This is a genomic window from Shigella sp. FJ200513 (genome assembly GCF_040495915.1).
In the GTDB taxonomy this organism is placed as follows: domain Bacteria; phylum Pseudomonadota; class Gammaproteobacteria; order Enterobacterales; family Enterobacteriaceae; genus ECMA0423.
Genome location: NZ_JBDYCV010000010.1, coordinates 15,048 through 27,116, shown reverse-complemented (window position 1 = coordinate 27,116; position 12,069 = coordinate 15,048). Strand labels below are relative to the sequence as shown.

Annotated in this window: 9 protein-coding genes; all 9 read left to right on the top strand. The window is 52.5% G+C overall.

The features are described 5' to 3' along the window. Window positions 1-6: 6 nt before the first annotated feature. The 9 genes from rseP to dnaE all read left to right on the top strand — a co-directional run bounded on the left by rseP (window position 7) and on the right by dnaE (window position 12,069). Window positions 7-1,359 carry a sigma E protease regulator RseP gene (rseP, locus tag ABZJ92_RS03885; protein WP_005053372.1) on the top strand — a complete coding sequence of 451 codons (1,353 nt, stop codon included), beginning with the start codon at window positions 7-9 and terminating at the stop codon, window positions 1,357-1,359. A gap of 29 nt (window positions 1,360-1,388) precedes the next feature. Further along, entirely contained in the window at window positions 1,389-3,821 is a 2,433-nt protein-coding gene (gene bamA / locus ABZJ92_RS03880) for an outer membrane protein assembly factor BamA (protein WP_001240896.1), read from the top strand. A gap of 121 nt (window positions 3,822-3,942) precedes the next feature. After that, entirely contained in the window at window positions 3,943-4,428 is a 486-nt protein-coding gene (gene skp / locus ABZJ92_RS03875; RefSeq protein WP_000758956.1) for a molecular chaperone Skp, read from the top strand. A gap of 3 nt (window positions 4,429-4,431) precedes the next feature. Continuing rightward, entirely contained in the window at window positions 4,432-5,457 is a 1,026-nt protein-coding gene (gene lpxD, locus ABZJ92_RS03870) for a UDP-3-O-(3-hydroxymyristoyl)glucosamine N-acyltransferase (RefSeq protein ID WP_001139282.1), read from the top strand. 104 nt (window positions 5,458-5,561) lie between these two features. Further along, window positions 5,562-6,017: a 3-hydroxyacyl-ACP dehydratase FabZ gene (fabZ, locus tag ABZJ92_RS03865; protein ID WP_000210739.1), complete on the top strand. Its 456-nt coding sequence runs from the start codon at window positions 5,562-5,564 to the stop codon at window positions 6,015-6,017. Between the two features lie 3 nt (window positions 6,018-6,020). Next, window positions 6,021-6,809: an acyl-ACP--UDP-N-acetylglucosamine O-acyltransferase gene (lpxA, locus tag ABZJ92_RS03860; protein WP_000565966.1), complete on the top strand. Its 789-nt coding sequence runs from the start codon at window positions 6,021-6,023 to the stop codon at window positions 6,807-6,809. Next, the gene (lpxB, locus tag ABZJ92_RS03855; RefSeq protein WP_000132065.1) at window positions 6,809-7,957 is read left to right on the top strand and encodes a lipid-A-disaccharide synthase; all 1,149 of its coding nucleotides are present in this window, start codon (window positions 6,809-6,811) and stop codon (window positions 7,955-7,957) included. Before lpxA ends, lpxB begins: the two co-directional genes overlap by 1 nt. Continuing rightward, complete coding sequence (gene rnhB / locus ABZJ92_RS03850) at window positions 7,954-8,550, top strand: ribonuclease HII (RefSeq protein WP_000569431.1); 597 nt, start codon at window positions 7,954-7,956, stop codon at window positions 8,548-8,550. The genes lpxB and rnhB overlap by 4 nt, the downstream gene beginning before the upstream one ends. A gap of 36 nt (window positions 8,551-8,586) precedes the next feature. Then, complete coding sequence (dnaE, locus tag ABZJ92_RS03845) at window positions 8,587-12,069, top strand: DNA polymerase III subunit alpha (RefSeq protein WP_001294740.1); 3,483 nt, start codon at window positions 8,587-8,589, stop codon at window positions 12,067-12,069.

Sequence of the window (12,069 nt, the reverse complement as noted above, 5' to 3'; positions counted from 1 at the left end):
GGTAATATGCTGAGTTTTCTCTGGGATTTGGCTTCGTTCATCGTTGCACTGGGTGTACTTATCACCGTGCATGAATTTGGTCATTTCTGGGTTGCCCGGCGTTGTGGTGTTCGCGTTGAGCGTTTCTCAATAGGGTTTGGTAAGGCGCTCTGGCGGCGAACTGATAAGCTCGGCACCGAATATGTTATCGCCCTGATCCCGTTGGGCGGTTATGTCAAAATGCTGGATGAGCGCGCAGAACCGGTCGTTCCGGAACTCCGCCACCATGCCTTCAATAATAAATCTGTCGGCCAACGAGCGGCGATTATTGCCGCAGGTCCGGTTGCAAACTTCATTTTTGCTATCTTTGCCTACTGGCTGGTTTTTATTATTGGTGTGCCTGGCGTACGTCCGGTGGTTGGCGAAATAGCAGCCAATTCGATAGCTGCGGAAGCACAAATTGCACCAGGTACGGAACTAAAAGCCGTAGATGGTATCGAAACGCCTGATTGGGATGCCGTGCGTTTGCAGTTGGTCGATAAAATTGGCGATGAAAGCACCACCATTACAGTAGCGCCATTTGACAGCGACCAACGGCGGGATGTAAAGCTCGATTTACGTCACTGGGCGTTTGAGCCTGATAAAGAAGATCCGGTATCTTCGCTGGGGATTCGTCCTCGTGGGCCGCAAATTGAACCTGTACTGGAAAATGTGCAGCCAAACTCGGCGGCAAGCAAGGCAGGTTTGCAAGCAGGCGACAGGATCGTTAAAGTCGATGGTCAGCCCTTAACGCAGTGGGTGACCTTTGTGATGCTTGTCCGGGATAACCCGGGTAAATCCTTAGCGTTAGAAATCGAAAGGCAGGGGAGTCCCTTGTCTTTGACATTAATCCCGGAGAGTAAACCGGGTAATGGTAAAGCGATTGGTTTTGTCGGTATTGAGCCGAAAGTCATTCCTTTGCCAGATGAGTATAAAGTTGTACGCCAGTATGGGCCGTTCAACGCCATCGTCGAAGCCACGGACAAAACGTGGCAGCTGATGAAGCTGACGGTCAGTATGCTGGGAAAATTGATCACCGGTGATGTGAAACTGAACAACCTCAGTGGGCCGATCTCTATCGCCAAGGGGGCTGGGATGACAGCGGAACTCGGGGTAGTTTATTACCTGCCGTTTCTTGCGCTTATTAGCGTGAACTTAGGGATAATTAACCTGTTTCCGTTGCCCGTACTTGACGGGGGGCATCTGCTGTTCCTTGCGATCGAAAAGATCAAGGGCGGACCGGTATCCGAGCGGGTTCAAGACTTTTGTTATCGCATTGGCTCGATTCTGCTGGTGCTGTTAATGGGGCTTGCACTTTTCAATGATTTCTCTCGGTTATGAGAGTTAGTTAGGAAGAACGCATAATAACGATGGCGATGAAAAAGTTGCTCATAGCGTCGCTGCTGTTTAGCAGCGCCACCGTATACGGTGCTGAAGGGTTCGTAGTGAAAGATATTCATTTCGAAGGCCTTCAGCGTGTCGCCGTTGGTGCGGCCCTCCTCAGTATGCCGGTGCGTACAGGCGACACGGTTAATGATGAAGATATCAGTAATACCATTCGCGCTCTGTTTGCTACCGGCAACTTTGAGGATGTTCGCGTCCTTCGTGATGGTGATACCCTTCTGGTTCAGGTAAAAGAACGTCCGACCATTGCCAGCATTACTTTCTCCGGTAACAAATCGGTGAAAGATGACATGCTGAAGCAAAACCTCGAGGCTTCTGGTGTGCGTGTGGGCGAATCCCTCGATCGCACCACCATTGCCGATATCGAGAAAGGTCTGGAAGACTTCTACTACAGCGTCGGTAAATATAGCGCCAGCGTTAAAGCTGTCGTGACCCCGCTGCCGCGCAACCGTGTTGACCTAAAACTGGTGTTCCAGGAAGGTGTGTCAGCTGAAATCCAGCAAATTAACATTGTTGGTAACCATGCTTTCACCACCGACGAACTGATCTCTCATTTCCAACTGCGTGACGAAGTGCCGTGGTGGAATGTGGTAGGCGATCGTAAATACCAGAAACAGAAACTGGCGGGCGATCTTGAAACCCTGCGCAGCTACTATCTGGACCGCGGTTATGCCCGTTTCAACATCGACTCTACCCAGGTCAGTCTGACGCCAGATAAAAAAGGTATTTACGTCACGGTGAACATCACCGAAGGCGATCAGTACAAGCTTTCTGGCGTTGAAGTGAGCGGCAACCTTGCCGGGCACTCCGCTGAAATTGAGCAACTGACTAAGATCGAGCCGGGCGAGCTGTATAACGGCACTAAAGTGACCAAAATGGAAGATGACATTAAAAAGCTTCTCGGTCGCTATGGTTATGCCTATCCGCGCGTACAGTCGATGCCTGAAATTAACGATGCCGACAAAACCGTTAAATTACGCGTGAACGTTGATGCGGGTAACCGTTTCTACGTGCGTAAGATCCGTTTTGAAGGTAACGATACCTCGAAAGATGCCGTCCTGCGTCGCGAAATGCGTCAGATGGAAGGTGCATGGTTGGGGAGCGATCTGGTCGATCAGGGTAAGGAGCGTCTGAATCGTCTGGGCTTCTTTGAAACTGTCGATACCGATACCCAACGTGTTCCGGGTAGCCCGGACCAGGTTGATGTAGTCTACAAGGTGAAAGAACGTAACACTGGTAGCTTCAACTTCGGGATTGGTTACGGTACTGAAAGTGGCGTGAGCTTCCAGGCTGGCGTGCAACAGGATAACTGGTTAGGTACAGGTTATGCTGTTGGTATCAACGGGACCAAAAACGATTACCAGACCTATGCTGAACTGTCGGTAACCAACCCGTACTTCACCGTAGATGGCGTAAGCCTCGGTGGTCGTCTCTTCTATAATGACTTCCAGGCAGATGACGCCGACCTGTCCGACTATACCAACAAGAGTTATGGTACAGACGTGACGTTGGGCTTCCCGATTAACGAATATAACTCGCTGCGTGCAGGTCTGGGTTATGTACATAACTCCCTGTCCAACATGCAGCCTCAGGTTGCGATGTGGCGTTATCTGTACTCTATGGGTGAACATCCGAGCACCTCTGATCAGGATAACAGCTTCAAAACGGACGACTTCACGTTCAACTATGGTTGGACCTATAACAAGCTTGACCGTGGTTACTTCCCGACAGATGGTTCACGTGTCAACCTGACCGGTAAAGTGACCATTCCTGGATCGGATAACGAATACTACAAAGTGACGTTAGACACGGCGACTTATGTGCCGATCGATGACGATCACAAATGGGTTGTTCTGGGTCGTACCCGCTGGGGTTATGGTGATGGTTTAGGCGGCAAAGAGATGCCGTTCTACGAGAACTTCTATGCCGGTGGTTCCAGCACCGTGCGTGGCTTCCAGTCCAATACCATTGGTCCGAAAGCAGTTTACTTCCCGCATCAGGCCAGTAATTATGATCCGGACTATGATTACGAATGTGCGACTCAGGACGGCGCGAAAGACCTGTGTAAATCGGATGATGCTGTAGGCGGTAACGCCATGGCGGTTGCCAGCCTCGAGTTCATCACCCCGACGCCGTTTATTAGCGATAAGTATGCTAACTCGGTTCGTACTTCATTCTTCTGGGATATGGGTACCGTTTGGGATACAAACTGGGATTCCAGCCAATATTCTGGATATCCGGACTATAGTGATCCAAGCAATATCCGTATGTCTGCGGGTATCGCATTACAATGGATGTCCCCATTGGGGCCGTTGGTGTTCTCCTACGCCCAGCCGTTCAAAAAGTACGATGGAGACAAGGCAGAACAGTTCCAGTTTAACATCGGTAAAACCTGGTAAGTGTTCTCCACAAAGGAATGTAGTGGTAGTGTAGCGATGACTTTAGGCGATCAATATAAGATCGCCGGGCCACGCAAAGAACTGCACCCTCCGGTGCAAATGGGATGGTAAGGAGTTTATTGTGAAAAAGTGGTTATTAGCTGCAGGTCTTGGTTTAGCACTGGCAACTTCTGCTCAGGCGGCTGACAAAATTGCAATCGTCAATATGGGCAGCCTGTTCCAGCAGGTAGCGCAGAAAACCGGTGTTTCTAACACGCTGGAAAATGAGTTCAAAGGCCGTGCCAGCGAACTGCAGCGTATGGAAACCGATCTGCAGGCTAAAATGAAAAAACTGCAGTCCATGAAAGCGGGCAGCGATCGCACCAAACTGGAAAAAGACGTGATGGCTCAGCGCCAGACTTTTGCTCAGAAAGCGCAGGCTTTTGAGCAGGATCGCGCACGTCGTTCCAACGAAGAACGCGGCAAACTGGTTACTCGTATCCAGACTGCTGTGAAATCCGTTGCCAACAGCCAGGATATCGATCTGGTTGTTGATGCAAACGCCGTTGCTTACAACAGCAGCGATGTAAAAGACATCACTGCCGACGTACTGAAACAGGTTAAATAAGTAATGCCTTCAATTCGACTGGCTGATTTAGCGCAGCAGTTGGATGCAGAACTACACGGTGATGGCGATATCGTCATCACCGGCGTTGCGTCCATGCAATCTGCACAAACAGGTCACATTACGTTCATGGTTAACCCAAAATACCGTGAGCATTTAGGCTTGTGCCAGGCGTCCGCGGTTGTCATGACCCAGGACGATCTTCCTTTCGCGAAAAGTGCCGCGCTGGTAGTGAAGAATCCCTACCTGACTTACGCGCGCATGGCGCAAATTTTAGATACCACGCCGCAGCCCGCGCAGAACATTGCACCCAGTGCGGTGATCGACGCGACGGCGAAGCTGGGTAACAACGTATCGATTGGCGCTAACGCGGTGATTGAGTCCGGCGTTGAACTGGGCGATAACGTGATTATCGGTGCCGGTTGCTTCGTAGGTAAAAACAGCAAAATCGGTGCAGGTTCGCGTCTCTGGGCGAACGTAACCATTTACCATGAGATCCAGATCGGTCAGAATTGCCTGATCCAGTCCGGAACAGTGGTAGGCGCAGACGGCTTTGGTTATGCCAACGATCGTGGTAACTGGGTGAAGATCCCACAGATTGGTCGCGTAATTATTGGCGATCGCGTGGAGATCGGTGCCTGCACAACCATCGATCGCGGCGCGCTGGATGACACTGTTATTGGCAATGGCGTGATCATTGATAACCAGTGCCAGATTGCACATAACGTCGTGATTGGCGACAATACGGCGGTTGCCGGTGGCGTCATTATGGCGGGCAGCCTGAAAATTGGTCGTTACTGCATGATCGGCGGAGCCAGCGTAATCAACGGGCATATGGAAATATGCGACAAAGTGACGGTTACGGGCATGGGTATGGTGATGCGTCCCATCACTGAACCAGGCGTCTATTCCTCAGGCATTCCGCTGCAACCCAACAAAGTCTGGCGCAAAACCGCTGCACTGGTGATGAACATTGATGACATGAGCAAGCGTCTGAAATCGCTTGAGCGCAAGGTTAATCAACAAGACTAACGTTCCATCTTTTGTTCGCCAAACTTTACGGCCTGTCTCATTCTTACGATTGCGGCAGGCCGTGTTATTATTGTCGTTTCTTATATTTTGACAGGAAGAGTATCTTGACTACTAACACTCATACTCTGCAGATTGAAGAGATTTTAGAACTTCTGCCGCACCGTTTCCCGTTCTTACTGGTGGATCGCGTGCTGGATTTTGAAGAAGGTCGTTTTCTGCGCGCAGTAAAAAATGTCTCTGTCAATGAGCCATTCTTCCAGGGCCATTTCCCTGGAAAACCGATTTTCCCGGGTGTGCTGATTCTGGAAGCAATGGCACAGGCAACAGGTATTCTGGCGTTTAAAAGCGTAGGAAAACTGGAACCGGGTGAGCTGTACTACTTCGCTGGTATTGACGAAGCGCGCTTCAAGCGCCCGGTCGTGCCTGGCGATCAAATGATCATGGAAGTCACTTTCGAAAAAACGCGCCGCGGCCTGACCCGTTTTAAAGGGGTTGCTCTGGTCGATGGTAAAGTAGTTTGCGAAGCAACGATGATGTGTGCTCGTAGCCGGGAGGCCTGATACGTGATTGATAAATCCGCCTTTGTGCATCCAACCGCCATTGTGGAAGAGGGCGCGTCAATTGGCGCGAACGCACACATTGGTCCTTTTTGTATCGTTGGACCCCATGTCGAAATTGGTGAGGGTACCGTACTGAAATCTCACGTTGTCGTGAATGGTCATACTAAAATTGGCCGCGATAATGAGATTTATCAGTTTGCCTCCATCGGCGAAGTTAACCAGGATTTGAAATATGCTGGCGAACCGACCCGTGTGGAAATCGGCGATCGTAACCGCATTCGCGAAAGCGTCACCATTCATCGTGGCACAGTCCAGGGCGGTGGATTGACGAAGGTGGGCAGCGACAACTTACTGATGATCAACGCGCACATTGCGCACGATTGTACGGTAGGTAACCGCTGTATTCTCGCCAACAACGCAACGCTGGCGGGTCACGTATCGGTTGACGACTTCGCGATCATCGGCGGCATGACCGCAGTCCATCAGTTCTGCATCATTGGTGCGCATGTGATGGTTGGCGGCTGCTCCGGTGTGGCGCAGGACGTCCCTCCTTATGTTATTGCGCAGGGTAACCACGCAACGCCGTTCGGTGTCAATATCGAAGGGCTGAAGCGCCGCGGATTCAGCCGTGAGGCGATTACCGCTATCCGCAATGCGTATAAGCTAATTTATCGTAGCGGTAAAACGCTCGATGAAGTGAAACCGGAAATTGCTGAACTGGCGGAAACATATCCGGAAGTGAAAGCCTTTACCGATTTCTTTGCACGCTCAACGCGCGGTCTGATTCGTTAATGACTGACCAGCGTCCATTAACGATTGCCCTGGTCGCCGGAGAAACCTCCGGCGATATCCTGGGGGCCGGTTTAATCCGCGCTCTGAAAGAACGTGTGCCCAACGCCCGCTTTGTTGGTGTTGCCGGGCCACGAATGCAGGCTGAAGGCTGCGAAGCCTGGTACGAAATGGAAGAACTGGCGGTGATGGGCATTGTTGAAGTGCTCGGTCGTCTGCGTCGCTTACTGCATATTCGTGCCGATCTGACAAAGCGTTTTGGCGAACTGAAGCCAGATGTTTTTGTTGGTATTGATGCGCCCGACTTCAATATTACTCTTGAAGGTAACCTCAAAAAGCAGGGTATCAAAACCATTCATTACGTCAGTCCATCCGTCTGGGCGTGGCGACAGAAACGCGTTTTCAAAATAGGCAGAGCCACCGATCTGGTGCTCGCATTTCTGCCTTTCGAAAAAGCGTTTTATGACAAATACAATGTACCGTGCCGCTTTATCGGTCATACCATGGCTGATGCCATGCCGTTAGATCCAGATAAAAATGGTGCCCGTGATGTGCTGGGGATCCCTTACGATGCCCACTGTCTGGCATTGTTGCCGGGCAGCCGTGGTGCAGAAGTCGAAATGCTTAGTGCCGATTTCTTGAAAACTGCCCAGCTTTTGCGCCAGACATATCCGGATCTCGAAATCGTGGTGCCGCTGGTGAATGCCAAACGCCGCGAGCAGTTTGAACGCATCAAAGCTGAAGTCGCGCCAGACCTGTCGGTTCATTTGCTGGATGGAATGGGCCGTGAGGCGATGGTCGCCAGCGATGCGGCACTACTGGCGTCGGGGACGGCAGCCCTGGAGTGTATGCTGGCGAAATGCCCGATGGTGGTGGGATATCGCATGAAGCCTTTTACCTTCTGGTTGGCGAAGCGGCTGGTGAAAACTGATTATGTCTCGCTGCCAAATCTGCTGGCGGGCAGAGAGTTAGTCAAAGAGTTATTGCAGGAAGAGTGTGAGCCGCAAAAACTGGCTGCGGCGCTGTTACCGCTGTTGGCGAACGGGAAAACCAGCCACGCGATGCACGATACCTTCCGTGAACTGCATCAGCAGATCCGCTGCAATGCCGATGAGCAGGCGGCACAAGCCGTTCTGGAGTTAGCACAATGATCGAATTTGTTTATCCGCACACGCAGCTGGTTGCGGGTGTGGATGAAGTCGGACGCGGGCCGTTAGTTGGCGCGGTCGTCACCGCTGCGGTGATCCTTGACCCGGCGCGCCCGATTGCCGGGCTGAATGATTCCAAAAAGCTGAGCGAAAAACGCCGTCTGGCGCTCTATGAAGAGATCAAAGAGAAAGCGTTGAGCTGGAGTCTGGGCCGCGCGGAACCCCACGAAATCGACGAGCTGAACATTCTTCATGCGACCATGCTGGCGATGCAGCGTGCCGTCGCTGGGCTGCATATTGCGCCGGAATATGTGTTGATTGATGGTAACCGCTGCCCGAAATTACCGATGCCTGCGATGGCTGTGGTGAAAGGGGATAGCCGCGTACCAGAAATCAGTGCCGCGTCTATCCTGGCGAAAGTGACGCGTGACGCCGAAATGGCGGCGCTGGATATTGTTTTCCCGCAATATGGTTTTGCCCAACATAAAGGGTATCCAACCGCTTTTCATCTGGAAAAACTGGCTGAATATGGCGCGACTGAACATCATCGTCGCAGCTTTGGGCCTGTCAAACGCGCACTGGGACTTGCGTCCTGATTCTTGTGTCGAGATTAAGTAAACCGGAATCTGAAGATGTCTGAACCACGTTTCGTACACCTGCGGGTGCACAGCGACTACTCGATGATCGATGGCTTGGCCAAAACCGCACCGCTGGTAAAAAAGGCGGCGGCGTTGGGTATGCCAGCACTGGCGATCACCGATTTCACCAACCTTTGCGGTCTGGTGAAGTTCTACGGAGCGGGACATGGCGCAGGGATTAAGCCTATCGTCGGGGCAGATTTTAATGTCCAGTGCGACCTGCTGGGTGATGAGTTAACCCACCTGACGGTACTGGCGGCGAACAATACCGGCTATCAGAATCTGGCGTTGCTGATCTCAAAAGCGTATCAGCGCGGGTACGGTGCCGCCGGGCCGATCATCGATCGCGACTGGCTTATCGAATTAAACGAAGGGTTGATCCTTCTTTCCGGCGGGCGCATGGGCGACGTCGGACGCAGTCTTTTGCGTGGTAACAGCGCGCTGGTAGATGAGTGTGTCGCGTTTTATGAAGAACACTTCCCGGATCGCTATTTTCTCGAGCTGATCCGCACCGGCAGGCCGGATGAAGAAAGCTATCTGCACGCGGCGGTGGAACTGGCGGAAGCGCGCGGTTTGCCCGTCGTGGCGACTAACGATGTGCGCTTTATCGACAGCAGCGACTTTGACGCACACGAAATCCGCGTCGCGATCCACGACGGCTTTACCCTCGACGATCCTAAACGCCCGCGTAACTATTCGCCGCAGCAATATATGCGTAGCGAAGAGGAGATGTGTGAGCTGTTTGCCGACATCCCAGAAGCCCTTGCCAACACCGTTGAGATCGCCAAACGCTGTAACGTAACTGTGCGTCTTGGTGAATACTTCCTGCCGCAGTTCCCGACCGGGGACATGAGCACCGAAGATTATCTGGTCAAGCGTGCAAAAGAAGGCCTGGAAGAGCGTCTGGCATTTTTATTCCCTGACGAGGAAGAACGTCTTAAACGCCGCCCGGAATATGACGAACGTCTGGAGACTGAACTTCAGGTTATCAACCAGATGGGCTTCCCGGGCTACTTCCTCATCGTTATGGAATTTATCCAGTGGTCGAAAGATAACGGCGTACCGGTAGGGCCAGGCCGTGGCTCCGGTGCGGGTTCACTGGTGGCCTACGCGCTGAAAATCACCGACCTCGATCCGCTGGAATTTGACCTGCTGTTCGAACGTTTCCTTAACCCGGAACGTGTCTCCATGCCTGACTTCGACGTTGACTTCTGTATGGAGAAACGCGATCAGGTTATCGAACACGTGGCGGACATGTACGGTCGTGATGCGGTATCGCAGATTATCACCTTCGGTACGATGGCGGCGAAAGCGGTGATCCGCGACGTAGGCCGCGTGCTGGGGCATCCGTACGGCTTTGTCGACCGTATCTCGAAACTGATCCCGCCCGATCCGGGGATGACGCTGGCGAAAGCGTTTGAAGCCGAGCCGCAGCTGCCGGAAATCTACGAAGCGGATGAAGAAGTTAAGGCGCTGATCGACATGGCGCGCAAACTGGAAGGGGTCACCCGTAACGCCGGTAAGCACGCCGGTGGGGTGGTTATCGCGCCGACCAAAATTACCGATTTTGCGCCGCTTTATTGCGATGAAGAGGGCAAACATCCGGTCACCCAGTTTGATAAAAGCGACGTTGAATACGCCGGACTGGTGAAGTTCGACTTCCTTGGTTTGCGTACGCTCACCATCATCAACTGGGCGCTGGAGATGATCAACAAGCGGCGGGCGAAGAATGGCGAGCCACCGCTGGATATCGCCGCGATCCCGCTGGATGACAAGAAAAGCTTCGACATGCTGCAACGCTCGGAAACCACGGCGGTATTCCAGCTTGAATCGCGCGGCATGAAGGACCTGATCAAGCGTCTGCAACCTGACTGCTTCGAAGATATGATCGCACTGGTGGCACTGTTCCGCCCTGGTCCGTTGCAGTCAGGGATGGTGGATAACTTTATCGACCGTAAACATGGTCGTGAAGAGATCTCCTATCCGGACGTGCAGTGGCAGCATGAAAGCCTGAAATCGGTACTGGAGCCAACCTACGGCATTATCTTGTATCAGGAACAGGTCATGCAGATTGCCCAGGTGCTTTCTGGTTATACCCTCGGTGGCGCGGATATGCTGCGCCGTGCGATGGGTAAGAAAAAGCCGGAAGAGATGGCTAAGCAGCGTTCTGTATTTGCTGAAGGTGCAGAAAAGAACGGAATCAACGCCGAACTGGCGATGAAAATCTTCGACCTGGTGGAGAAATTCGCGGGTTACGGATTTAACAAATCGCACTCTGCGGCCTATGCTTTGGTGTCATATCAAACGTTATGGCTGAAAGCGCACTATCCGGCGGAGTTTATGGCGGCGGTAATGACCGCCGATATGGACAACACCGAGAAGGTGGTGGGCCTGGTGGATGAGTGCTGGCGGATGGGGCTGAAAATCCTGCCACCAGATATAAACTCCGGTCTTTACCATTTCCACGTCAACGACGATGGCGAAATCGTGTATGGTATTGGCGCCATCAAAGGGGTAGGTGAAGGTCCGATTGAGGCCATCATCGAAGCCCGTAATAAAGGCGGCTACTTCCGCGAACTGTTTGATCTCTGCGCCCGTACCGACACCAAAAAGTTAAACCGGCGGGTGCTGGAAAAACTGATCATGTCCGGGGCGTTTGACCGTCTTGGGCCACACCGCGCGGCGCTGATGAACTCGCTGGGTGATGCGTTAAAAGCGGCAGATCAACACGCGAAAGCGGAAGCTATCGGTCAGGCCGATATGTTCGGCGTGCTGGCCGAAGAGCCGGAACAAATTGAACAATCCTACGCCAGCTGCCAACCGTGGCCGGAGCAGGTGGTATTAGATGGGGAACGTGAAACGTTAGGCCTGTACCTGACCGGACACCCTATCAACCAGTATTTAAAAGAGATTGAGCGTTATGTCGGAGGCGTAAGGCTGAAAGACATGCACCCGACAGAACGTGGTAAAGTCATCACGGCTGCGGGGCTCGTTGTTGCCGCGCGGGTTATGGTCACCAAGCGCGGCAATCGTATCGGTATCTGCACGCTGGATGACCGTTCCGGGCGGCTGGAAGTGATGTTGTTTACTGACGCCCTGGATAAATACCAGCAATTGCTGGAAAAAGACCGCATACTTATCGTCAGCGGACAGGTCAGCTTTGATGACTTCAGCGGTGGGCTTAAAATGACCGCTCGCGAAGTGATGGATATTGACGAAGCCCGGGAAAAATATGCTCGCGGGCTTGCTATCTCGCTGACGGACAGGCAAATTGATGACCAGCTTTTAAACCGACTCCGTCAGTCTCTGGAACCCCACCGCTCTGGGACAATTCCAGTACATCTCTACTATCAGAGGGCGGATGCACGCGCGCGGTTGCGTTTTGGCGCGACGTGGCGTGTCTCTCCGAGCGATCGTTTATTAAACGATCTCCGTGGCCTCATTGGTTCGGAGCAGGTGGAACTGGAGTTTGACTAA

Excerpts from the sequence above, each read along its gene's own strand:
- lpxD (WP_001139282.1), top strand. The coding sequence starts at position 4,432 with ATGCCTTCAATTCGACTGGCTGATTTAGCGCAGCAGTTGGATGCAGAA.
- lpxB (WP_000132065.1), top strand. The coding sequence starts at position 6,809 with ATGACTGACCAGCGTCCATTAACGATTGCCCTGGTCGCCGGAGAAACC.
- rseP (WP_005053372.1), top strand. The coding sequence starts at position 7 with ATGCTGAGTTTTCTCTGGGATTTGGCTTCGTTCATCGTTGCACTGGGT.
- rnhB (WP_000569431.1), top strand. The coding sequence starts at position 7,954 with ATGATCGAATTTGTTTATCCGCACACGCAGCTGGTTGCGGGTGTGGAT.
- dnaE (WP_001294740.1), top strand. The coding sequence starts at position 8,587 with ATGTCTGAACCACGTTTCGTACACCTGCGGGTGCACAGCGACTACTCG.
- bamA (WP_001240896.1), top strand. The coding sequence starts at position 1,389 with ATGGCGATGAAAAAGTTGCTCATAGCGTCGCTGCTGTTTAGCAGCGCC.